Consider the following 23,570-nt stretch of genomic DNA (forward strand, 5'->3'; position numbering starts at 1 on the left):
TCAATATTTTGAAAAAGAATAACTAATGCCCAGGGTGTAAGTACGCGGCGGCGCGGCATTGTACGTATCGCCATATTGGTTACTGGTTACTGTGGTTGCGTAAAGTTGGTTAGTTAAATTCAATACATTGAACCAAATGCCCGCCCCTTTTAGCACACCGCTTTTAATATCGTAGCCCAAACGCAAATTGTAAATATCATAACCACTATAGCTTTTGGTATTTGCCGGGTTGGTATAATACTGATTAATGTGCTGCCACTCTGTAGCTATCCTGAAGCCTGGCAGATAGTTAGGTTTATAAGTAAGTTCTGAGTTAGCTATCCAGGCCGGTGCGTTATTCATGCGGTTGCCGTTGTAGCTGGTTACTGTATTGGTACCAGTGGCGTAGTTGGTGGTTACTTCACTGTACTCTACATAGGTGTGTCTTGCATTGGTACCACTAAACCTGAAGGTAAGTTCATTAATTGGCGCCACGGTAACAGCATATTCCACACCGCGGTGACGGGTTGCTCCCGCGTTTTGGTTCTGTGTGGTGTTATCTGGTAATAGCTGGCTAATGATCTCGTTATGGCCTTCCATATCAAACAAGCTCAGTTCAAAATATAGCTTTTTATTAAACGCCGAGAACCAGCCCCCTACTTCATAGTTATTAAACGTAGCCTGTTTTAATGGAGTTAGCTGGCGCGAGCTGTATAAGTCGCCGGTTTCAGGTGGTTGAAAGCCCACACTGTAATTAGCGTAAAAGCCTTTATTGCGGCCCAGATCATATGTTAAGCCCAGTTTGGGAGCCAGGATATTAAAGTTATTGGTTTCCTGCTGTTTGTATTTGGTTTCACCGGCGGGCAGGCTGTTAGTAAAATCATAATGTACACGATCATACCGTAAACCACCTACAATGCGCAACGCTTCGGTAGGTTTTAATTCATATTGCAGGTAAGCCGCCGTATTAAATAGTTTGATGTTATAGTTATCAATGTACCTGCCTGTGTTTGAAAAACCTGTGTAATAGTTGTTCTGCACATCTTTGTCTATATTCAGGAATTGCGCATAGTACGAACTTGGGCTATCATCCATATAAACACCACCAATTAAGCGTGAATGTAGAAAATCAAAATCAACCCGGTGTTGGGCCAGTAAACCATAGCTTTGGAATTTTTGATCATTCACCTGCCCGTTCGAGCTCAGGTATTTACCTGTATTATCCCGCACGTCGGATATAAAATAGCTGGGCAGTTGGGCGGTAGAGTTATCCCTGAAAAACAGGGTTACAAAGGTGCTGTTTTTATCGTCCCACTGATGATCCAACCGGGTGCTGGCCCTGAAAGCCTTTACTTTACGATAGGTGAAGCGCTGGTTTGCGCCATAACTGCGATCATAAAAATGAGCACTATCCAGGCTGCCTGGCGTTTGCGTATTCAAATAATTATATGCTGCCGATGTGGTTAAACGAGTTGTAGCGTTAAAATCATAGGTAGTTTTAAAATTGCCGGAGTATTTGTCAAAGTCAGAGTAATCCTGCCAGCTGTCCTTTTGGTGAGCTATGTAGCCGCCAACATATAAGCCAAACTTACCTTGTGTAAAACCACCATCAGCATCAACACGGCGATAGTGATAGTTATCGCCCTGAACAGATACATTACCGGCATAACCTGTGGGCGGCCCTTGTGTAATAAAGTTTACAGCCCCACCGATAGAGTTACTCCCATAAAGCGACGAAGCCGGGCCTTTGATCACCTCAATATCCTTAACGCCCGACATGTTAATCTCATACAGCGAGTTATGGTTAAAAATACCTGTTGGGCGGATAGGCAAACCATCTTCCATGTACAAGTAAAGCGCGTTATAAGTAATAGGCTGACGAATAGCCATAGTATGCTGTTCGTTGCCTAAATTCACCATATAAACACCGGCTACCTTATTAAGCAATTGGTATAAAGCTGTAGCCTTGGTATCCTTTATTTGGGTGGAGTTAATTTTACTGATAGCGATTGGAGCATTCTGCCGGGCTTGTCCCTCACGACTGGCGGTTACCACTACCGGCTGCAAATCAACAGTGGATGGCTCTAAAGCTATATCAAGGTTTTGATTTTTGATATCAACAACATTTACAATGCGGGTACTGTAACCAACTATAGCAAATTTAAGCCTGGTTATACCCTGAACATTTAGCTTAAAATAGCCTTTGGCATTTGTTGTAGCCAATTTAACGCCATTGGCAGCATCAGCATTACAGGCAGATGCGCCCGCCAATGCCTCGTGTGTATTGGCATCGGTAATGGTTCCTTGTATGGTGGTTTGGCCTTGGACCAGGGTTTGCAACGATATAAAAAGTATAAATAGGATTAGATATTTTTTCATGTATAGTGAATCAGGAGCTCACGCCCCGGGGTATATGATTTAGTATAGAACACACGGTATTTTTCCCGGGAGAGAATTAATGTTTTGCACCCTCAACTATCATTTTGACCAAAGGGAGAAACTATCTCTTGAGCGACAGCGAAAAATCTTTTAAGCTGTTAAAGCCACACGTATAAGATCTCTCCTCATACCTCGTTCGAGATGACAATGGAGAAATGATTTAACGTACGCCAAGCGCATAGCAAAGCCATCAATTAAAAAAATCCGGAAAAATAAGAATGAAAAATTATCCTAACTGCGGAGGGCGGAAGATAGCACCGACAGGTTTTACCGGCAGGGTGCAATCATAAGGGGTTACAATTACTTGCAACAAGCTGGAGTGGAATTTGATAACCGTCGAACTGGCTACATAAACTTCCTGAAAGAGGCTTTTTTGCGATTGCCTTTCATCGCTGGCCTGCTTATCCTCTGCCTGTTTTATCTTTTTCGCGAAATAACATTTACCATCGCAATGCAACCAGGGCTTATTCCGGTTTTCGCAAAGCTTTGTGGCAATGTAATTCCTGTTCAGTTCAAAACCCGCGTAAATAAAAAAACGCGAGAAGTTAACTGTAACCAGCGAAACGATGAGTAAATAGGCTGTTAAACGTTGCAGCATGTTGCCGCAAAGGTAGTAGCTGGACGCTTAATAAGCAACCTATGTGCAAATTAATTGACAGCAATGTGGGTTATGGCAAAATTATTTGTCGCGCTTTAGCACGGTATTCAAATGCTGCCCTTTATAAACTATATGCATTTTGATAGAATCCTGGTAAAGCTTACCCGTATGAGGAGCGTTACCACCAGGTACAGGCACATTAAAAGAAAAATCATTACCGTTGATCATGCCATCGGTAATATTCACATCACCTTGCGCCATACGGGCAGTGCCGGTAAGTTTTCCGCTATCCACTTTAAAGTTATAGCTTAATGCCAGCAAAGAGCTATCCGGAGGTAACTTTACACTACCTGTCCATTTTCCATTCAGATCTACCGCTGCTGCAAAACAAATAACCATCAGCATAATTAACGGAACGGTAGCAAATAATTTCTTTTTCATTGATGAGGGCTTTAACAGGCAGCTTGTTAAAGTTTCCTGTTATGAGGATACAAACCCCAGGTTAAAAAGTTTTACAAATAAAAAAACCTTACTAAAAAGTAAGGTTTTTTTATAGTGACAGAAGAGCCTTGTGCAAATGGTTTAACAAACCCGTTAGGGCAGCTTCTTCTTTATCTTTCAAAAAAGAATTATTTCTTTTCTTCCGGTCTTTTTAACACTGAATGAATTTTTGATCCGTTAATTTCCAGATCAATCCCGGTTGAATCACCATAGAATTTACCAGTATGAGGTATGGTCATTCCTGAAGTGGCCACAGTAAAGGTAAAAGTAGTGTCGCTTGTTATTTTACCATCGGCAATTTGCACATCGCCATCAGGAGTAAGCGCGGTGCCGGTTAATTTTTCACCATCAACCTTAAAGTTATATAATAACGGATATTCGGTACCATCGCCCATAACTAATTTACCGGCCCATTTACCATTTAGGTTAGTAATAGCAGCAAAGCATACCATAAAGCAGCCCAGCAGCATCATTGTAGTAAAAATCTTTCTTTTCATAATTGATTAGTTTTCTCCTAAAGATAAAAGGTTTTTTGTTAAAAATCCATTAAGCAAAAATTATTTAAAACACTCATATTAGCCATAAATGTGATATAATTCATGTTTAAACAAGCTTTATGCAGCTGTTTATTTTCATATATTAACTGAATGTTATTTAGCGGCGCAAATATTTGTTTAATTTTGCTGTAATGAAAAAAGTGGAAGTACTAAAGCTGATGGACTTGATTGAAGATATCAGGAAACATGATGAATTGATTGCGGCCAGCCGTACCAAAAAAACATCTGATTTTGTGCTGAACCAATATGAAGCAAAAAAGATCAAGATGGTAGGCTCTATCATCAGCGAACTGGCCAATCCACCTATTCAATCAATAGAAAGCTACCTCATTATTAAAAAGATACTTAACAAATATTACCCCAACATAGCGGAGGAGGAACTGTTGAGTGATGGTGATGTGGGTAAAATTTTGGCGGTTATTGAGGGATAAAAAAACACAAACTATACCCCCCTTATATCGAATTTATTTCGGACCCCATAAAAGTACCCCCTAAATCTGATGGGATGCTGAAACAAGTTCATCATGACGTATGGTTGTAAGGCTATTATGCAATAAAACAATTTCCATCAATAAATTGCAGCTACGTGCTCCAACTCTGTAGTTTGCTCCCCTTTCCAAAATGTTGTTGCCGGGTGGAAATGTTTCCAGGAATGCCAGTACTCCTGATAAGCCTGCACTTTAACTAATTGTACACCTTTTTGCTGACCAGATATACACAATCCTTCCCAGTTCCAAACAGATGCTGTTTCATTATCTGTAAGCAGGCCCTTATCTGATAATTTAAAGTGCAATGTTGTACCTTTTATGGTATTATTCCATACATGGTAGGTTTCACCATCTTTTTCAATGGCAATCAGCAGGGAATTATTATAATGCTCATCGTTAAGTATATGCTGTTTATTTAAGCTACGCCAGTCATAGGCACGGGAACGGCCATCAACAATAACGCCGATTATCCAGCTTTTCCTGATAAGCGAGTCTTTATCTTTAAGCGTACTATCTTTATCAATAGCCTGTACCCTGTCATAATTTTTAAGGTCGGCATAATCGGCAGTATATAAATTATCGGGTTGCATAATAAGCGATGTTGGATGTTCCTGCAGCCAGGCACTCAGGGTAGCTTGTTCATATGGCAGTTCCTGTAACTGGCTCCCTTTTAACTCCCCCACCGCTGCTTTACCTGTAGCCTGGTACCACCATGTTTTGGTACTTTGATCTTCAATAATGGCATTATAATGCCTTGCTCCCACCAGTCGGAAACTTTGTTTTACTCCGTTGATGACCGGATCATATACCCTGCCTGTGCGGCACATGGTACAATATGTAACCAGCACAGGCTTATTACCCACCACATCCTGTACTTTGTGATGGTAACCCAGATAAACCACCGGGTATGCTTTAGCCACTCCATTATTAACCACGCCAATAACCAGGTAATTTAACGGAACCCTATTGGTAAGCCCATTGGCAAATTTTGCCGCTGTTGTTTCCTTAAACATGGCTTCGGCTTTATAGGCTACATCGGTAAAGTAAAAACTAACCAGGCAAAGCAGCAATACCGCCGCCTTTACAATCTTATTGCGATTTGAATTTTGGGTGTAGTGCTTAAACAGATACCAAAGTATCAGCACAGCACCTATTGCACGCAAAGGATTTACAATTTTTTCGAGATAATAACATACTGTTATAGCGTTCAGATCCTGGCTGCCGGGAAAAGGCATCAACAAGTATGCGTGCAGCAATCCGGGCAATATCAATAATATAACACCTAACCAAAATATCCGGGCACTCAGTTTATTGCTCATCACGTTTCAGAATTTAGAGTGATCCTGAAAGGCAAACAGTTAAACTGCCGGTAAATTCAGCGAACTGTAATTACGTACAGATTTTTATCTAATGTTATATGGGTATAACATTAGTAAGGAACCGGCTTGCACCTTCAGTAAATAAAATAATAATTGGTTTATAACTATCTCGAATTTATTAAAAATTCCTGTTAAAAAGAATAGCAAACCGCATAATTATTTTATCACAACCGGTTCCTCAACTGAATATGATGAGCGCTACTGTTTCTTTCCGTTTTCCACGCTTTTGATCTCTTCCTTGCGGTCTTTTCTAAAATCAAAACGCTCAAAACCTGCTATCTGAGGCAGCTCAAGGGAATAACTGGTTAAAGGATCAACCTCTACAGTAATATCCTCAGCAATCAGGTCAACAACGTGCCCTCCAAATGCTTTATCTGCCGATATAAAGTGAAAATGGTACCCGGCAATATGCGGGCCCTCCATAAACTTGGGCGTTCTGAAACCTATCATATCGCCTTGCATATCGGCATGGTCAAAAAAGTGCTGCTTATCAAGCATTTCCGCAAGAGGTAAATAAGGCTTTTGTGCCGGTGGAAAGGCACGGGCCTTCACCAGTTTAAATTTACCGCTAACGTGTATGGCATAAATACCGTTTTGGTTGCTTAACAGGCTATCCAAATAATTGTAAAAAGCGGTTTTATTTAAAGTACCGCTATGTTTATAAACTTTAACCGGATGAAAAAAGCAGGCTAACGCGTATGGTGTTTTTCCTGTATCAGCCAATGGTATGGTTTTGCCGGTATATTGTGTTTTGTATAAATTACCTTTAAATAGCAACAGTTCTCCATCAACCTGGTCGGGTGCGCCAAGGCCAAAATCGCCATGTTGTTTAAGTTGTTTATACGGATACCAGGCATCATATAAGCCGGCTATAAAAGAAGAGGCAACGCCTGCACTGAATAAATTATGCTCGTTAAAGTTAGCCGGCCGCGCATTTTGCTGAGCGGATAACCTGAAACTGATGCAGGTTAAAGCCAATAAAAGAGAAAAAATAAGGGGTGTTTTTTTCATGATGTTATAAATATAGATGTAAAGGCAAAGCAATTGCTTTTTGAGCAAATGAACAAATGCTATGGATAAAACACCATATTGATGGGTTTAATTTTACTTTTTGCTTACCCCGATGACGTATGGGTATGCTAATTTTGTACATATACAATAAAATATTATTCAATATGAAAGTAGAAATTTGGTCGGATGTGATGTGCCCTTTTTGCTATATCGGCAAACGCAGGTTTGAAGATGCATTGCAGCAGTCCGGACATCAGGATAAAATAGAAATAGAGTGGAAAAGCTTTCAGCTTAATCCACATTTAAAAACAGACCCATCTGTAAATTATATACAATACCTTGCCGATAGAAAGGGGTGGACTATTGACTATACCACACAAATGAATGATCAAATAGCCCAAATGGCCTCAGAGGTTGGTCTTTCTTACAATTCTACACGTGTTGTGGCCAATAGCTTTAACGCTCATCGCTTAAGCCATCTGGCAAAAAAATACAATTTAGGGAACGAAGCCGAAGAAGCGTTATTTAAAGCACATTTTATTGATGCGCAAAACATTGATGATAAAGCCACCCTTGTAAAGCTTGGAACCGAAATAGGCCTTAATGCCGAAGAAATACAACAGGTGCTTGATAGCGAAACTTATGCAAATGAGGTAGAACAAGACATTGCCGAGGCGCAACATTTAGGAATAAGCGGAGTGCCCTTTTTTGTAATGAATAACAAGTATGGTGTATCCGGCGCCCAGGCACTTCCAGTTTTTCTGGAAACCATTGAAAAATCATTTGCAGAATGGGAGCAAGAAAATTCAAAACCCGCGCTAACCATTATTGAAGGCCAGTCATGCACTCCTGATGGCGACTGCAACTGATAGTTACTAAAAGCACCTGTAAGTTTAATAAACAATACAGGTGCTTTTTTATTTCCCCACATTGCCCGGGTAATTTCATTTTAATGTAAGCAACCTACGGTTAAAAAAGTCTTTGCTCTTTTTAAAAACCCTAAACAGTTATATCTTTAAGGCAAGTTCAACCTTATCATAATTGTGCGCATGAAGAGCCTAAGCTATAAAGTTATCACGTTTCTACTTTTGATAATTACTATCAATGGCTGCAAGCCGGATGAGGCCATTAATCCTAAAAAGTTTGTACCCATACCCGGATACAATGATGATCAACCGGCCGCCGAAAACACCATAAAGTTTGATATTGAAGGGGTAACAAGTATCTACAGCACTACTTCATTTGTTCTTTTTGAACCAGGCGACCCAAAGGCCATAAATTCTGAAACCGGACAGATCAGTATCTTCGGAAGTGGTGCTGATCAAGAAAATGACATTTTTTCACTGGTATGCCTCACCTCCAAGGTTGGAACATCTGATATCTTTTTTATTAATGCCGGCCCCCTTACAGGCGACGATAAATCGGGAAAGGTAACCATAACAAAACTAAGCTCAAATGTTTTACAAGGCACATTTTACGCCGATGTTGTTGATGACAACGGCAAATCCTATCACATTGTTGGGTCTTTTAATATAAAAATGTAAATTACAATACTGGCTAACAACAAACACTTTGCATTTACCTTGCAACTCAACTCACTAATTCACAGCAAAGTAAAAAACGTTTTAGCTATATTTTGAGTGTTATTTTTTTGCATATCTTTGCAAGTAAATATCAATGTGTACTTTATACACAATTACATAATAAAAATAAGCATGATCAACGCTCCGGCCGTAACTGTTCCAACATCAAAAAAGGCGCTTCGCATAGCTGTAGGAGCCATGTTTTTTATGGCAGGATTAAGCTTTTCGAGCTGGGCATCACGTATTGCCACTGTACAGCAAGAGATGGGACTTTCTGATGCTGCTTTGGGTGCGGTACTCTTTTCATTGCCCGTAGGTTTAATGTGCTCCCTGCCATTCTCTGGTTGGATAATCACAAAGATCGGCAGCCGTAAATTACTTATCAGTGCTTTGCTGGTATATGCCACCGCGCTGGTTACACTGGGCCTGGCACAAAATACGTTCCAGCTTATTATTTGCCTGGTGTGTTTTGGCTTTAGCAGCAATGCTGTTAATATTTCAGTTAATACCCAGGCCGTTGCCACTGAGGAGATCTATAAAAAGCCCATCATGGCATCTTTCCACGGCCTCTGGAGCCTGGCCGGATTTGTTGGTGCAGGTATAGGAACCTATATGATAGGTAATAACATTGATCCTTTTCACCACTTTTTGGTAATGATGGCGGTGATATTTACCGGTGTGATTATAGCGGCCCGCTATCTTAAAGATGATAAAGTAGCCAGCTCTGGCCCTGTATTTGTAATGCCAGATAGCTCACTGATCAAGTTAGGTGTTATCGCCTTCTGTTCTATGATATGCGAAGGTGCTATGTTTGACTGGAGTGTGATTTATTTTAAAAAAGTAGTACTTGCCCCTACCGCTATGGTAGGTTTAGGTTTCACTACCTTCATGTTCACTATGGCGGGTGGCCGGTTTGTTGCCGACTGGTTTGCTCACAAATTCGGCTTAAAACGTACGCTGCAGGTTAGCGGCAACCTAACTGCTGTAGGCTTACTTATTGCCGTAGCTTTCCCATATATCTATACTGCCATGGCTGGCTTCCTGCTGGTGGGCGCTGGCGTATCATCCGTTGTGCCTATGGTATTCAGCGCGGCGGGCAAGTCAAAAACTATGCAGCCAGGGGTTGCCCTTGCTGCGGTATCAACCATTGGCTTCCTGGGCTTTTTAGTTGGGCCACCTATAATTGGTTTTATAGCCGGCATTGCCACCCTGAGAGCTTCATTCGTGTTAATAGCCCTGATGGGGGTTTCGGTAGTAGTGGTATCAACCAAAGCTAAGATTTGATCATCTCCTGTTCAAGTCGGCATCGCCTGGATTAAGCAGGTATTCAAACTGCTCATGCCCGTTATGAAAAATAAAGTTCAGGCGCTCTTTGGGCTCATGAATATCCAGCGACATTAAGCCAAGCGTTTGCGGCAGGTTATCCCTTATTAATTTCAAATCAGTAACATTAGGCATCTCAATAAATATGTCTTCGCCGCGGGCTTCTATCTTCCATCCTGGCAAATTAGCGTGGTGTAATACATCCAGCCATTTTTGTTGATAAGGGTTCATAATCAATTTTTTGTTTAATAAGGATTAAGCAGGGAAATTGGTTTTAAATATTTTCTTATAGAAGGCTCATTTCAATAACAAGCGACTTTGAATACCCGATTATTGCATTTTCAACGGAATTTTACACTCTTTTAACTATATTTTTTAACGCTTATATATTCTATATAAATTATAACTATTAGGTTTGCACCCGCTTGTGGTTTTAACTTTTAACTCATATGGTCAAAAGCTTAAACTCAAATTAACATGTTGTTCAAATTTGCCTGCTTAACTTACCCTGGTTGATTGATAAAGATACTGCCACCCCCTATTTTATCATATCGAAGCAAAAAACACCGGATAATGCACTTAGCAGCAAACAATTGCAATAAGTTTATTGTAGAGTAACCATAGCTAAATTTGTACAAAGTACTACTATATCATATTAATGGATACAGCAGAAAGCACAACAACGGTACCTAAAAAAAACTCAAAGCTTAAACAAAGCCTGATAAACTTTTTTACCGACCTCTATAAGATCAATCAATTTATCCTTCGTTTTTTCAGGGAAGCCTTTTTACCTCCGTTTGAATTAAAAGAGGTAGTGCGGCAATGTTTTGAAGTGGGTGTGCGTTCATTTACCCTCATTTCAGTTACCGGTTTTATTGTTGGGGTAATATTCACTAAGCAATCCAGGCCGTCCTTATCAGAGTTTGGGGCAACCTCATGGCTGCCTTCGCTGGTATCTATTGCTATTATGCGTGCACTGGCTCCACTGGTTACAGCGCTGATAGCCTCCGGTAAAGTTGGATCAAGTATTGGTGCCGAACTGGGCTCTATGCGGGTAACCGAGCAAATTGATGCCATGGAAGTATCGGGTACCAAACCATTTAAATTTTTAGTATGTACCCGTGTATTGGCTACTACCATTACAATACCTATTTTATCAACCTATACTGCACTGATTGCCATTGTTGGTGGCTATTTGAATGTAAGCCAGAATGAAGGTACCAGCTGGAGCACATTCATTCAACAGGTATTTGAACCACTCACTTTTATTGATTTTGTGGCATCACTAATAAAGTCGATAGTGTTTGGATTTACAATTGGCATTGTGGGTTGTTACCAGGGCTATAACTCAACCAAAGGTACCGAAGGCGTAGGTAAAGCCGCCAACGGAGCAGTGGTTACGGCCATGTTCCTGGTGTTTATTGAAGAAGTAATTATTGTACAGATAACCAGTTGGTTCCGCTAATATGAAAAAGGTAAAAACACAGGTAGATCATAGCAACCCGGTTATCAGCATCAGAGGACTTAAAAAATCTTTTGAGGATTATGCAGTTCTGCGCGGTATAGACCTTGACCTGTACCAGGGCGAAAACCTGGTAGTGCTTGGTCGTTCAGGCACAGGTAAATCAGTACTGATCAAGATCATATCTGGCCTGTTAAAACCAGATGAAGGTGAAATAACCGTATTGGGTCACAACCTTGCCGAGATAACGGAAGCCCAACTGCAGGAGCTCCGTATCAGGATAGGTTTTTCGTTCCAGAACAGCGCCTTATATGATAGTATGACGGTACGCAAAAACCTTGAGTTTCCATTAGTTCGTAACCGCAAAAATATAACCCGCAAAGAAATTAATACATCGGTTGAAACAGTACTGGAAGCGGTTGGCCTGTCGCAAACCATTAACCAGATGCCTTCAGAACTTTCGGGCGGGCAGCGTAAGCGCATTGGCATTGCACGTACGCTTATTCTTAACCCGGAAATTATGTTGTATGATGAACCAACTGCCGGCCTTGATCCGATTACCTGTATCGAGATCAACGACCTGATCAACGAAGTACAACAACGGTACAATACTTCATCCATCATCATCACTCATGACCTTACCTGTGCCAAACAAACCGGCGACAGGATTGCCATGCTGCTTGACGGGCAGTTTCAGCGTACTGGCACTTTTGAGGAAGTGTTTAACACTAATGATGAACGGGTTAAACCATTTTTTGATTACAACTTTATACAATAAGAAAAGCTATTATAACCATTATCATGGATAGAACAGAAAATAAGAAAGCAATTATAGTAGGCATATTTTTAGCACTTGGCCTTGTGGTGTTTATACTGGGTGTGTTCACCCTTGGAGGCCAGCAAAAAAGCTTCGTAAAAAACATCAAGATCAGCTCTATATTCACTGATGTTGCCGGATTAAAAAAGGGTAACAATGTTTGGTTTTCAGGTGTTAAGGTAGGCACTATCAGCAATGTGAAATTCATTGGCCCCTCGCGCGTACAGGTATTCATGAACATTGATGAGGCTACCCAACAATACATACACCATGATGCCGGAGCTAAAATAAGCTCTGATGGATTGATAGGCAATAAGATCATTGTTATTGACGGAGGCAGTCCGCAAGCGCCTGTAGTGCAGGATGGTGATCAATTACAGGCAGAAAAGATGTTATCAACCGACGATATGCTGAAAACCCTGCAGGATAATAACCAGAACATTTTAGCCATTACTAATGATTTTAAAGTACTAAGCCATAAAATGCTGGAAGGCAAAGGAACCATTGGTACCCTGATGACTGATAGCACCATGGCGCTGCAATTACGTGCTGCCATGCGCAATTTGCAAACAGCTACTCAAAGTGCTGCCCTGATGGCCGTACAGCTTAATAATTTCAGTGCCAAAATGAATACTAAAGGGGGTCTTGCTGATAAGCTGCTTACAGATACCGCTACTTTTAATAAAATAAGCCAGTCGGTTGCGCAACTGCAACAAACAGCAGCTAATGCCTCAACCCTTACAGATAATTTGACTAAGGCCAGCAATAAGCTAAATACTACAGATAACGCCATTGGTGTACTGCTGAACGATCCTAAAGGGGCCACACAGGTGCGTACCACATTAAATTATCTGCAGCAAAGCTCGGTAAAGTTAAATGACGATCTGGAAGCCGTTCAGCACAACTTTTTGTTGCGTGGCTTTTTCAAGAAAAAGGCAAAAGCTAAAGCAGATAGTTTGAAAGCGCAGTAAAGTTTATTTTGTAAGGTGAACAATGCAGCTTTTAACCTGTATTATTGTGGATAACGCTGCTTTGTTGGTATTTTTGGATATACCTTCATTTTAAATAACCGCCTTTACACCCGGTATTTTTAAAAGCAAATGCGCCAACAAAAATGAACCGGCAACCGCCAGGGGCGCCACGAGCAGCAGTTTAATGGCAGGGTCAGCGCTCCAAATTTTAAATAGCATAGATAGGGAGATCAGCACCAGCGGATGAAAAATATATACCCCGAAAGTTGTTCGTGATAGTTTTTTCATAAGAGCACCTTGCCTCTGCCATTTTTGACTCGCTATCCCCAATAGTGTTACGATAATGAATATCCCTGTAAACTGCTCCCAACAAGCATACATTAACGATTGCCAGTAGCCGTTGCCACTAAAAGTTTCTATGGCACTGTTGGTTACAGTTTTTACGTAATAGATAGCGGGGAAACCAACAACCAGCATCAACAATGCCAATACAGCAAACGTTTTCCCAGTTTTATAATCAATTTTGTTAAGCCAGTGCCCGCGCCGGGCGATAATTCCCAAAACAAACAAAGCTATGTATTGCACAAAATGTCCCAGTTGAAAACCTACCGGATTTAAAACCCAGCCAACCGGAAATACACAACGCGCAAGGTAAGTACCTAAAGCCAGAGTCAATGTAAAGAAAACAGTAGTTGTTATGCAGGGCACTTGTCCTAAGGGTAGCGCTTTCACATTTTTAAACAGCTGCATAACCAATACATATAACAAGTTGAACAGTAGCAATGCCGCTACAAACCATAATACCCCAAAATCTATCCAATGATGAAAACCGCCTAAATATTGCATATAGGTTATTTCATGACCTTCTCCAAAACGGTAAACCAGGTAGCTCAATACCGGTGAAAGGATAAAGGAGTAAAACACAAGCGGGATACCAAGCCGTTTTAATCTATCGGCAAGAAACCGGGCTGCTCCCTTTTTATGATAAGATGATTCTGTAAAATAGGCTGATATAAAAAAGAAAAAGCCCATAAAAAACGACTGATTAGTTGCCACAAATACGGTCATCAATATCTGCGCTACTGTTTGGGTTGTTTTTTCACTGTAATACCATCCGCCGGGTGCACCATAAGTTATAAAAGCATGATGCAATACCACCAAAACAGTAAGAACAACCTTCAGGTTATCTATATATACTATTTTGTTGGTTTGTATATTGCTTTCGGTAGACGGTGGTGATACTATGGTAGAAATTTGCATTATTAACAGGTTGACATGGTTTATTGGATGTTCACCATTAAATGATGCATTAATTTGATTTTAGTTACACAGATAATAAAAAAAATAACTAAAAGGCGTGAATATTGTCCTAAAGAATAAGGATTTTAACTAAAATTAGTGTTGATAACATTTCTTGATAACAATAAGAAACATTTGTTGAAACATTCTCGTTTATAAAAGCTTATAAATAATTTTAATAAATTTGAATCGAATTATTAACTGGTAATTGAGCACTATTTGAATACACAAGTACAAAATCCGGTTTCTATTGGCCATAGCCGCTTACTATTAGTACATAAACTATATCACAAGTACGCGGGTATGCTTTTAGGCTATATATTTGACGTTGTTAAAAACGAGACCATTGCCGAGCAGTATCTGATAGCTGTATTTAGAGATGCAATTCATGAGCTGAATGAATTCGCTAACGAAGATTTGAGTACTTTTTGCTATCTTCATGCCATCACTCGTAAAAAGTTGGCCGAATATTTCAGGGATACAACATACCACAACAGGGAGAGTTATAACAGTAACAATAAATACCTGCGTCAGATGAGCTTTGAACAGCAATTTGTTTTTTGCGGGATCCATTGGCAGGGTAAAACAACTTCCAGCCTTGCAGCCGAACTTAACAAACCTGAAGAAAGCATCAGGAAAATATTAAAAGATTGTTTTACCATTATCAGGAACAGCAATTGAAGACACAGGAATATATAGAGAGCGGTATCTTGGAAACTTTTGTCTTGGGAGTGGCCACTGAGCAGGAGGTGAAGGAGTTGCTGTACATGAAGGCCAAATACCCTGAAGTTAATGAAGCACTCCAACAACTTGAAAATGATATGGAAAAACTTGCCCGCGATTTGGCTGTTGAGCCACCATCCGGAACCTGGTATAAAATTGCGCAGGAAATAAATGCAGTTATACCCCACCAGGAGACAGCACCGCAAGTATTTAACCGCCGGGATAACTACAAGCAACCCGAAAAAGAAACCAGTAAAGCCGACCAGTACATTGTAGTAGAAGGCGAATCAAGCCATATGCGCCTGCACAAATCGTGGCGCTGGGTATTTGCAGCGGTTTTTATACTTGGCAAAATATTCCTGGCATTTGCCATATACTTTTATCTCGAAAACAAACATACCCAGGAGCAGATACAGGAATTAAAGACTGAGATCAGGCTACTGAAAAGCAAATAATTAACAAAGGCTGCCAATTGGCAGCCTTTGTTTTTGTTAAACGTATATAATTATTCGGCTTTATCCTCCTCATTTGATTTCTGCAATTTCTTCAGCATTTCGCTGCCTATCAGGGCATCAATGATTCCGTTACCTCCGCTATTTTCTTTGCCACTAACCAATATCTCAGGTACCAGTTTAATACCGTTTGCAGCCAGCGCTTCGGCCACACGCACAATGGCGTATTGTTCGGTACCCATGGCATCGGTTTTTTGTTTTGTTACCTCAGCCTCAGCCAAACCTATGGCTTTGATCTTGGTACTTTCGGCAATACCGTTTACTTCGGTGGCGTTGGCATCGGCTTTAGCATTCACTGTTTTGGCTTCTGCATCAGCTTTAGCTATGGTTATCCTTACCTCGGCATCGGCCTTTGCATTAATGGTTTTTGCCTCTGCCTCACCACGCGAAGCAGCAACCTTTGATGCGGCCATCTGGGTGTTGATCTCTACCTGGCGGGTTGATTTTACTACCTCAGGCTGCATATCAGCACCGGCCCTGGCGCTTTCAAATTCCTTACGTTCAATCTGTGCATGGCGCTGTATCTCGTAAGTTACTTTTTCCTCTTCGGCCAGTTTACGGTCGGTCAGGGTTTTCATTAAGGCGGCTGGCGGTACAATATCACCTATCAGCGTATCAACACCAATTACGTTGTAGGTGGTTAAAACTGTGCCTATATGATCACGGGCATCGCTTTGCCTTTGTATACGGTTGGCCAAAAAGCCTATCACATCACTCTTTTGTGCCGAGTTACGGAAATAGTTAGCAATAGTAGGTTCCAACACCTGCGATATCAGGTTTTTCATTTTACCAAAACGAGCTATTACCTTTGGAGCCTCATTACGTGGCACGTGTATGATCTGTGACACATCAAGGTTAAAAGTAAAACCATCGCTTGACCTCACGGTAATTGTACAGAGGTTTTTATCCAGTTCATGCGCTTCGGTACGGCTATCGGCCCAGTTGAGTACAATGTTGGTAGTTGGCACAACCTCCACAGCATGAGTATAAATATTGATAGGGTGTTTACCCGGATCAAGCGGATCTTCCCAAACACCTTTTTGCCCGCGGTGAACTATGTTGCCATGTTTAAAGGCGTCGCCGCTGGTATCCTTACCTTCGGGTCCAACAAACGAGTTTACCACACCCACATAACCAATAGGTATATAGGTCATATCAACCTGCTCAACAATTACAAACCAGGGATTAAGGTAATAGGTACCAGCCAGTATCACATCCTCCTGCAAACCTTTACGGCCACCTGCGTTAATAAAAGCAATAGGGTCCTGGTAGTTTTTATGTCCCGATACCGATTCGCCTGCAATTTCACCTTTATCCAATGGTTCACCATCAAGCGTGGTAACTATACCCACTTTATTTTCATGTATCTGGGTTATAGGTACCATTTCAATCTCAAACAGAAAAGTATTGATACGATAACTACCCGGTGTAAGAAAAGCTGCCTGCGGCCCTTTTTGTCCGTTATTGTTCAGGAAGGCTATGGCATCCTGAAACTTATCACAATCAACCGGTTTACCCAGCACGCGACCTGTATCAAGCGTGGCGCCATCTTTGGCCTTCACCAGTCCAAGCTTATTTTGTTCAATAATGGTGAAGGGTTCCATGGTAATACCATATTGCCATGGCCACATACCCCAATATAAGCCCGGTGCAAGTGCTTTAGCCTGCATACCTGCCTCACCATTAATGGCTATGATACGACCATCGGGCAAGCGCGACTTACCGGACAAAGTGAATTTTTTAACCACCAGCCCAATACGGTTATCCGGCACGATCACCATACCGAAAAATACGCGTAAAACAGATTTGTACATCAGCAAAATCAGGATGACAGGCACAGCCCACCAAAACATCACAATTAGATTGTTCATTTTTTTAAGATTTAGAATTTTGATTTTTTTAACGGAACCCTTAAGGTGCGGGCCCTCACAATAACTTATAGCTTTACTGGATTGGAGTACCTTGGCTATATAGTGTCATTAAGACAGTTGTAATTTGCACTTGTTACAGCTTTTTTCAAAAATATTTTTGAACGTTGATTTTGGGTTCTGATTCATGTGATTAAATGATTTTTTGATTTATCAAGTAATTGGAAACAAATGCTGTTTAAGTAGAGTTACATATATATTATTAATTCCTGTAATCATGAATACTCCAGCATCATCAAACAAGACCGGTGCTAAAAAAGTTGACACCGGCAAAAAGAAATCATCTGGCGAAGAACTTAAAACCGAAGGCCCGCTTAGTGAAAAAGACGAAGTAAAAAAAGCCGAAGAAAAAACCAGAAAACATATGCAAGGCAAATAGATAGTTTGCACCCGGCTGATTTTATTTTTTAATGGTAATTGTATAGCTTAGATAAACTTAACTTTATCATGAATTACAGTTTAAGAGCCTGCCCATGATAGTTTTAATACCATTAAAAACAAATCATACTAATGAAAAATTATAGCTTTTTATTAATTGCCATCGTATTGTGTTTCATGGCGTCGTGCAAGCCAGGTGTTAGCACCGCCACCCTTACAGGTAAATGGAAATATGTAAAGGTAGAGCATCCTAATGCAAACCCGCCCGACAAAATGAATCAAGCCGAATTAGATGAGGCCTCTCCCTATATTCAGTTTACCCCCGAGATGAAATGGAATATTGTATGGGGCGGTAAATATTTGTCGCACGGCAGCTTTACACTTAATGGCAATAACATTAAAGTGAACGAAAAACTGCCCGATGGCAAAACCCGTGATTTTGTGTTTACCGTAAGTGAACTTACCGAAACTAATATCGTTTTTGAAACCATAGGCGCAGAAGGCTCCAAAGTTACCGCGGTAAGGATGAGTAAGTTTTAAGGGTAGTGAGTAGTGAGTAGTGAGTAGTGAGTAGTGAGTAGTGAGTAGTGAGTAGTGAGTGAAGGCGATCTACGTCTTTTTGTTTCAATTTTTATCATTATTCATTGCTCCAAAAATCTTTTATCCCAAAAAAGGTGATATATCTGTTATGATTTACACATAGTAATAAAACAGTGAAACAATGGATACAGTTAATTTACAGGAGCAGGCCACAAGGCAGCAGCTTTTCATAGCATTGTACCAAAAGGTTTTCCCGGCAGTGGCAAAGTATGTGAGCAAACATGGTGGCTCTTTTGATGAGGCCAGAGATGTTTTTCAGGATGCCTTGTTGAGTTATTATGAAAAAAGCAGATCTGCCACAATAACGATCAATAGCAGCGAGGGCGCTTATATTTATGGTATGGCCCGCTACCTATGGATAAAGCGCTACAAAGAAGGAAACCGAAATGCTCAATTAGATGATAATTACGCCACCGGGATTGTTGACCAGGTTAACACAGTGCTGGCTGAAGATAAATTGTTAATTTTTTTAGAAACTACAGGCAAACGCTGCATGGAGTTGCTACGCTCATTTTATTATGATCAGCTACCTATGAGCAAGGTGGCACAATTATTCGGCTTTTCGGGTGTGCGTTCAGCTACGGTACAAAAGTATAAGTGCATTGAAAAAGTAAGGGAAACAGTTAAACAAAAAGCATTAACGTATGAGGACTTCCTTGAATAATATAGCACTGACCGAGCGGCATTTGCTCAAAAAGTCGACGCCTGCAAGCGCTATCCTCTTTGAAGCCAAAATGCTTATTAACGAGGACTTGCAAAGCGATGTTGCGGCTCAGCAACAAGTTTACAGCCTTGTAAAACAATATGGCCGTAAGCAGCTCAAAGCCGAAATCGAGGCTATACACCAGCAGTTATTCACCCAACCAGAACACACAAGTTTCAGGCAGAAAATAGCCCGCATATTTTTAAACAGGTAAGCAGAACCATTACCTAAAAGCACAAAATTTTATGAATATTAATAAACAGGAATTCCGCAAATATGCGGTCATGCACCATCGTATTGCCGGTACCCGGGTAGATGGATTTATTGCCGGTGTTGAAAAAAGCACTTTACCAGTGGCCCAAACGCCATACATAACCGAAGAACGTGAGATGCGCGTAGCCCAGATGGACGTATTTTCACGCCTCATGATGGATCGCATTATTTTTCTTGGCCAAGCGGTTGATGATAATGTAGCTAATATTATTCAGGCGCAATTATTATTCCTCCAATCAACCGACCCTAAAAAGGATATCCAGATGTATATTAATTCGCCCGGAGGTTCGGTGTATGCTGGTTTAGGAATTTACGATACTATGCATTTTATAGGGCCCGATGTAGCTACCATTTGCACCGGTATGGCCCTATCAATGGGAGCCATATTGCTGTGTGCCGGGGCAGCGGGCAAACGAGCCGCACTTAAACATTCCAGGGTAATGCTGCATCAGCCATCAGGCGGTGCTCAGGGGATGGCATCAGATATTGAAATAGCCGCTGTGCAAATACGTAAAATGAAACAGGAATTATATGAGATCGTTTCAAAACACAGTGGTCAGCCTTACCAAAAGGTATACGATTTAGCTGATCGTGACTACTGGATGATTGCCAGCGAAGCCAAAGAGTTTGGTATCATTGATGAAGTATTAGGATAGATTTTGAGACTTTGGGATTGTGGGATTTTAGGACTATTGGACAAAAGACTTTTGAATAAAGGATCAATAACCGATCATCATTCAGTAAACGCCTTTTGAAAAGGCGTTTACTGATCATTTGTATAATCTAAAAAAACATCAGCGAAATCAATGTAATCAAAAAGAAATCAACGGTCTAATGCGCCATTACGGTTGAATCAGCACTCGCCTCTACCTTGTTTTTAATGAAGCGTTTGCCGATGAGTAATATCAACAGTGCAACAACAGATGATGCCGCCATAACCCCGGCCATGGGTAGCGGACTATGGCTTTTGATCAGCGTAATACCTATCGATGCCAGCGAACCTATAGCCATTTGAAATGCGCCAACTAATGCCGATGCCGAACCTGCATTTTTGGTAAATGGCGCAAGCGATAAGGCTGCGGTATTTGGATAACTGATACCTACACCGCATAAAACACCAAATATCATGGCTATGGTACCGCCGATGCCAAACCAGCCTTGCAATGATCCTATTAAAAAAATGGTTGAAATAAGTACCATCCATATGAGCGATACATTAACCATCTGTTCGCTTTTAAACCTTTTCATAAGCATACTGTTTACTTGGCTCGAGCCTATAAAACCCACAGATAAACCGGCAAATATCCATCCGAAACCTTTTTCACTAACTTTAAAAACCTCAATAAATACAATGGGCGAGGATGATACGTATGCAAACAATCCGGCAAAGGCAAATGCCCCGCTAAGCGAATAAGTTAAAAACTGCGGATTTTTGAGCACCTGCAAAAAGTTACCAATAATGGGTATGGGTTTTAATGAATAAGTGGGATCGGGCTGGTAGCTCTCAGGCAGCGAAAATATAACCGCCAGTAATATCAATACGGCTATAACGGTTAATATTAAAAAGATTACCTGCCACTCATATACCGCGGTAATATAACTACCAATGGTGGGCGCCAGCATTGGCGATGCTCCCAATACCAGGATAAGTAAGGCAAATACTTTGGCGTTCTCCTCAACAGGAAAAAGATCACGTACCATAGCCATAGCGGCTACGGTAGCCGCACAACTGCCTATTGCCTGAAAAAAGCGCATGATAATAAGCATTTCGAGCGAGGTGGAAAAGAAGCAACCAATAGAAGCAGCTATATAGAGACAGAGCCCAAAATACAAAGGAGGTTTACGGCCAAACCTGTCAAGGAGAGGGCCATAAAGTAACTGCCCGAAAGATATGCCAATAAAATAGCTCGACAGGGATAACGCTACCTGATCAGTACTGGTATGGAGATATTTGGCTATGGCCTTAAAGCCCGGCAGGTACATGTCTATAGAAAACGGTCCCAATGCCGTGAGCGATCCTAATATAAGGATCAGGTATACGTATCTTTTTTTTGTCATGTAATTTTTGGCAAATGATGTGGTCAATAAACCAGTGCAATAAAATAGTTAATGGGGCAAAGTATCCGGCAATGAACGGTAGATAATAAACTATGCTATAAGCGGCCGGGTAAAAACATGCCGCTAAAATAATGGATTAAATTATAACGAAGTATCCTTAATTTGTAATTTATTATCTTTTTAGTTGATAATCAACAGAATCTGACTGCTTAAAAAGTTTCACCTACGTTCAGGTATATGGCCGAGTAATGCTTACTTGCACCATAATCTAAACTAATGTTAGTGCCCGATTTTTTATTGAATTTAAAACGGAGCCCGCCCCCACCGGCTGGGTGCCAGTAAACAAAATTATGGCTGTTAGCCTCTGTAACGGAGTTTACATTGCCAAACAAAACAAAACCAAGCAGGCCGTTTCGGGTAACATCACGCCGGTATTCGGTTTCAAAATATGCCAATCGCTGGCCGCGATAACGGTTTTGCACAAACCCCCTGCCCGATCGCTGGTAGGGTTCCCAACCCAGGCTGGGCAAATTCAAATATGGTGTGCCGGGTGTAAGTGAGGTCCAATAGTACGACCAAAAGGCCAGCACATTCTTAGGTCCCGAATTATTCAGTGATATATACTTACGAACATCAATATATAACGATTGCCAGTTATTATGACTACCCAACACCCTGGTGTTAACTCTGTAAACCACATTGGCATAAGCGCCGGGTAAGGGATTAATGGAGTTTTTACGTGTATCGTACAATAAGTTTACTGTAGCACCCGATGCCAATACATCCTGCCCGGTTGAGGTGCCATAATTATAGTTGGTGAAATTATGCAGGTTGGTAGCTCCATCGTCCTCAATATCCATGTAGTAATCCAAATTGTAACCTATACCCGCATAAAAATATGGCTTTATTTTTTTGAGCACGGTTTGATAAAAACGCAGGTACCTGTAGTTCACCAGAAACCGGTCATCCTCGCTTTGGTTACCACCCAGCCCCCAGGTATATTGCGGATAAACCAGCACACGGGTATCGCCCACAATATTCCATTGGTTGTTATTTAACCAAATGTTTGAGCGAATGGGCAAGCCGTACCTCCCCTTTAAATTAAAATAAGGTGTAAATGTAAAGCTGGAAAGATTAGTTGTTTCAGGATCGCCGAGATAAACAGCGGCTGTAGTTGAAGTAAAAAGCGCCCTGCCGCCGCTACGGCCATCAGAAGATGATATGGGTAAGATGGTGAAATAAACCTTCTTTTTTTCGGTATAAGATATTTTTCGTGGCTTTATATTAAGTATGGATCGGGCTACATCAATAAGGTCCTTTTGAGCAACGGTATCAGCATTAACTTTAACGGTGTCTGCCCCCGGGGATTGAGCCATCACTATAAAAGGGAACAAACAAAAAATTAATGCCGCAAGCGCTCTACCCATTATACATTAAACCAAATATTGAAGCATGCTGTTTGTAAATTACTTGTTATACATTACGATCAAAACAGCCCTTTCGTAACAACAAAACCATTGATGATGTTAATATAATTAAAAAGCCCGAAGCTTAAATGAGCAACGGGCTTTTTAACCTTTTTTAACAGTTATTAGTGATTTTCAATAGTGGTTGTTGTAGTTGTTTTGGTGGTCTTGGTATAATGGCGTTTATGCTTAGGGTGTGCTCTGCGCCATGCGGCACGTTTCTTTTCATCGGCACGGCGTTGTTCGTTACCAATAATATAACCGCCGCCGGCACCAATTGCGCCGCCAATTAAGGCACCTTTAACATTGTGGCCAATTAGTCCGCCTGCAACTGCACCGCCTGCACCACCTATAATAGCACCTTTACCCTGTTTACTGATTCCCTTTTTTTGCGTTTGAGCCTGCGCATTAAATGTTAGCGTTAGCAAGAACGCCACAAACAGACAAACAAATAACATTAGCTTTTTCATATGTACGTATTCTGATAAGTGTTAATAAACTTTCAGTTAATACCTATACAAA

The 23,570-nt window shown here is 41.0% G+C and carries 26 protein-coding genes; 14 read left to right on the top strand and 12 right to left on the bottom strand.

Translation table 11 applies throughout. The features are described from left to right. From QWZ01_RS13665 to QWZ01_RS13680, 4 genes are all read right to left on the bottom strand, one after another. On the bottom strand, positions 1–2,358 hold the full coding sequence (locus QWZ01_RS13665) for a TonB-dependent receptor (RefSeq protein ID WP_290324020.1): 2,358 nt from the start codon (positions 2,356–2,358) through the stop codon (positions 1–3). Positions 2,359–2,644: 286 nt separating this feature from the next. Then, positions 2,645–3,016: a hypothetical protein gene (locus QWZ01_RS13670; RefSeq protein WP_290324022.1), complete on the bottom strand. Its 372-nt coding sequence runs from the start codon at positions 3,014–3,016 to the stop codon at positions 2,645–2,647. Between the two features lie 81 nt (positions 3,017–3,097). Next, positions 3,098–3,457: a HupA family protein gene (locus tag QWZ01_RS13675; protein ID WP_290324024.1), complete on the bottom strand. Its 360-nt coding sequence runs from the start codon at positions 3,455–3,457 to the stop codon at positions 3,098–3,100. 188 nt (positions 3,458–3,645) lie between these two features. Then, positions 3,646–4,014: a hypothetical protein gene (locus QWZ01_RS13680; protein WP_290324026.1), complete on the bottom strand. Its 369-nt coding sequence runs from the start codon at positions 4,012–4,014 to the stop codon at positions 3,646–3,648. A gap of 191 nt (positions 4,015–4,205) precedes the next feature. On the opposite strand from QWZ01_RS13680, the gene QWZ01_RS13685 reads away from it, so the two are divergent. Next, positions 4,206–4,505 carry a hypothetical protein gene (locus QWZ01_RS13685; protein ID WP_290324028.1) on the top strand — a complete coding sequence of 100 codons (300 nt, stop codon included), beginning with the start codon at positions 4,206–4,208 and terminating at the stop codon, positions 4,503–4,505. Positions 4,506–4,642: 137 nt separating this feature from the next. On the opposite strand, the gene QWZ01_RS13690 is transcribed toward QWZ01_RS13685, so the two are convergent. Together QWZ01_RS13690 and budA are read right to left on the bottom strand one after the other, a co-directional pair. Continuing rightward, the gene (locus QWZ01_RS13690) at positions 4,643–5,881 is read right to left on the bottom strand and encodes a DUF3179 domain-containing (seleno)protein (RefSeq protein WP_290324031.1); all 1,239 of its coding nucleotides are present in this window, start codon (positions 5,879–5,881) and stop codon (positions 4,643–4,645) included. Between the two features lie 258 nt (positions 5,882–6,139). Continuing rightward, complete coding sequence (gene budA / locus QWZ01_RS13695) at positions 6,140–6,952, bottom strand: acetolactate decarboxylase (RefSeq protein WP_290324034.1); 813 nt, start codon at positions 6,950–6,952, stop codon at positions 6,140–6,142. Between the two features lie 164 nt (positions 6,953–7,116). On the opposite strand from budA, the gene QWZ01_RS13700 reads away from it, so the two are divergent. From QWZ01_RS13700 to QWZ01_RS13710, 3 genes are all read left to right on the top strand, one after another. Then, on the top strand, positions 7,117–7,821 hold the full coding sequence (locus QWZ01_RS13700; protein WP_290324035.1) for a DsbA family oxidoreductase: 705 nt from the start codon (positions 7,117–7,119) through the stop codon (positions 7,819–7,821). Positions 7,822–8,001: 180 nt separating this feature from the next. Beyond that, positions 8,002–8,496: a hypothetical protein gene (locus QWZ01_RS13705; RefSeq protein ID WP_290324037.1), complete on the top strand. Its 495-nt coding sequence runs from the start codon at positions 8,002–8,004 to the stop codon at positions 8,494–8,496. A 171-nt stretch (positions 8,497–8,667) separates the two neighbouring features. Then, the gene (locus tag QWZ01_RS13710; RefSeq protein WP_290324039.1) at positions 8,668–9,819 is read left to right on the top strand and encodes an MFS transporter; all 1,152 of its coding nucleotides are present in this window, start codon (positions 8,668–8,670) and stop codon (positions 9,817–9,819) included. Here QWZ01_RS13710 and QWZ01_RS13715 read toward each other — a convergent pair whose 3' ends face one another. Continuing rightward, complete coding sequence (locus QWZ01_RS13715; protein WP_290324041.1) at positions 9,820–10,089, bottom strand: hypothetical protein; 270 nt, start codon at positions 10,087–10,089, stop codon at positions 9,820–9,822. 427 nt (positions 10,090–10,516) lie between these two features. Here QWZ01_RS13715 and QWZ01_RS13720 point away from each other — a divergent pair, with 427 nt between their 5' ends. Genes QWZ01_RS13720 through QWZ01_RS13730 form a run of 3 tightly spaced genes read left to right on the top strand, consistent with a single transcriptional unit; the run spans position 10,517 to position 13,108 of the window. Then, the gene (locus QWZ01_RS13720) at positions 10,517–11,323 is read left to right on the top strand and encodes an MlaE family ABC transporter permease (protein WP_290324043.1); all 807 of its coding nucleotides are present in this window, start codon (positions 10,517–10,519) and stop codon (positions 11,321–11,323) included. Between the two features lies 1 nt (position 11,324). Continuing rightward, positions 11,325–12,098 (top strand): ABC transporter ATP-binding protein, encoded by a 774-nt coding sequence (locus QWZ01_RS13725; RefSeq protein ID WP_290324044.1) that lies wholly within the window; start codon positions 11,325–11,327, stop codon positions 12,096–12,098. Between the two features lie 23 nt (positions 12,099–12,121). Then, positions 12,122–13,108, top strand: a complete 987-nt coding sequence (locus tag QWZ01_RS13730) for an MlaD family protein (RefSeq protein ID WP_290324046.1) — start codon at positions 12,122–12,124, stop codon at positions 13,106–13,108. Between the two features lie 90 nt (positions 13,109–13,198). Here QWZ01_RS13730 and QWZ01_RS13735 read toward each other — a convergent pair whose 3' ends face one another. Then, positions 13,199–14,368 carry an acyltransferase family protein gene (locus QWZ01_RS13735; protein ID WP_290324048.1) on the bottom strand — a complete coding sequence of 390 codons (1,170 nt, stop codon included), beginning with the start codon at positions 14,366–14,368 and terminating at the stop codon, positions 13,199–13,201. 258 nt (positions 14,369–14,626) lie between these two features. Here QWZ01_RS13735 and QWZ01_RS13740 point away from each other — a divergent pair, with 258 nt between their 5' ends. Both QWZ01_RS13740 and QWZ01_RS13745 read left to right on the top strand, forming a co-directional pair. Beyond that, positions 14,627–15,088 carry a hypothetical protein gene (locus QWZ01_RS13740; protein ID WP_290324050.1) on the top strand — a complete coding sequence of 154 codons (462 nt, stop codon included), beginning with the start codon at positions 14,627–14,629 and terminating at the stop codon, positions 15,086–15,088. Positions 15,089–15,117: 29 nt separating this feature from the next. Then, entirely contained in the window at positions 15,118–15,585 is a 468-nt protein-coding gene (locus tag QWZ01_RS13745; RefSeq protein WP_290324052.1) for a hypothetical protein, read from the top strand. 50 nt (positions 15,586–15,635) lie between these two features. Here QWZ01_RS13745 and QWZ01_RS13750 read toward each other — a convergent pair whose 3' ends face one another. Beyond that, the gene (locus QWZ01_RS13750) at positions 15,636–17,513 is read right to left on the bottom strand and encodes an SPFH domain-containing protein (RefSeq protein WP_290324054.1); all 1,878 of its coding nucleotides are present in this window, start codon (positions 17,511–17,513) and stop codon (positions 15,636–15,638) included. Between the two features lie 274 nt (positions 17,514–17,787). On the opposite strand from QWZ01_RS13750, the gene QWZ01_RS13755 reads away from it, so the two are divergent. The 5 genes from QWZ01_RS13755 to QWZ01_RS13775 all read left to right on the top strand — a co-directional run bounded on the left by QWZ01_RS13755 (position 17,788) and on the right by QWZ01_RS13775 (position 20,180). Then, positions 17,788–17,949, top strand: a complete 162-nt coding sequence (locus QWZ01_RS13755) for a hypothetical protein (protein WP_290324056.1) — start codon at positions 17,788–17,790, stop codon at positions 17,947–17,949. Between the two features lie 131 nt (positions 17,950–18,080). Next, positions 18,081–18,488 carry a hypothetical protein gene (locus QWZ01_RS13760; protein WP_290324058.1) on the top strand — a complete coding sequence of 136 codons (408 nt, stop codon included), beginning with the start codon at positions 18,081–18,083 and terminating at the stop codon, positions 18,486–18,488. Positions 18,489–18,669: 181 nt separating this feature from the next. Next, entirely contained in the window at positions 18,670–19,212 is a 543-nt protein-coding gene (locus QWZ01_RS13765; RefSeq protein ID WP_290324059.1) for an RNA polymerase sigma factor, read from the top strand. Further along, positions 19,205–19,465 (top strand): hypothetical protein, encoded by a 261-nt coding sequence (locus QWZ01_RS13770; protein ID WP_290324062.1) that lies wholly within the window; start codon positions 19,205–19,207, stop codon positions 19,463–19,465. Before QWZ01_RS13765 ends, QWZ01_RS13770 begins: the two co-directional genes overlap by 8 nt. Positions 19,466–19,496: 31 nt before the next feature. Further along, positions 19,497–20,180, top strand: a complete 684-nt coding sequence (locus QWZ01_RS13775; RefSeq protein ID WP_290324064.1) for a ClpP family protease — start codon at positions 19,497–19,499, stop codon at positions 20,178–20,180. A gap of 175 nt (positions 20,181–20,355) precedes the next feature. Here the strand turns inward: QWZ01_RS13775 and QWZ01_RS13780 are convergent, their stop codons facing one another. The 3 genes from QWZ01_RS13780 to QWZ01_RS13790 all read right to left on the bottom strand — a co-directional run bounded on the left by QWZ01_RS13780 (position 20,356) and on the right by QWZ01_RS13790 (position 23,518). Then, positions 20,356–21,582 carry a multidrug effflux MFS transporter gene (locus QWZ01_RS13780; protein WP_290324066.1) on the bottom strand — a complete coding sequence of 409 codons (1,227 nt, stop codon included), beginning with the start codon at positions 21,580–21,582 and terminating at the stop codon, positions 20,356–20,358. 209 nt (positions 21,583–21,791) lie between these two features. Then, positions 21,792–22,958 carry a BamA/TamA family outer membrane protein gene (locus QWZ01_RS13785; RefSeq protein WP_290324067.1) on the bottom strand — a complete coding sequence of 389 codons (1,167 nt, stop codon included), beginning with the start codon at positions 22,956–22,958 and terminating at the stop codon, positions 21,792–21,794. 215 nt (positions 22,959–23,173) lie between these two features. Then, the gene (locus tag QWZ01_RS13790; protein ID WP_290324069.1) at positions 23,174–23,518 is read right to left on the bottom strand and encodes a YMGG-like glycine zipper-containing protein; all 345 of its coding nucleotides are present in this window, start codon (positions 23,516–23,518) and stop codon (positions 23,174–23,176) included. Between the last annotated feature and the right edge of the window lie 52 nt (positions 23,519–23,570).

Source organism: Mucilaginibacter aquaedulcis, assembly GCF_030409325.1.
In the GTDB taxonomy this organism is placed as follows: Bacteria; Bacteroidota; Bacteroidia; order Sphingobacteriales; family Sphingobacteriaceae; genus Mucilaginibacter; species Mucilaginibacter aquaedulcis.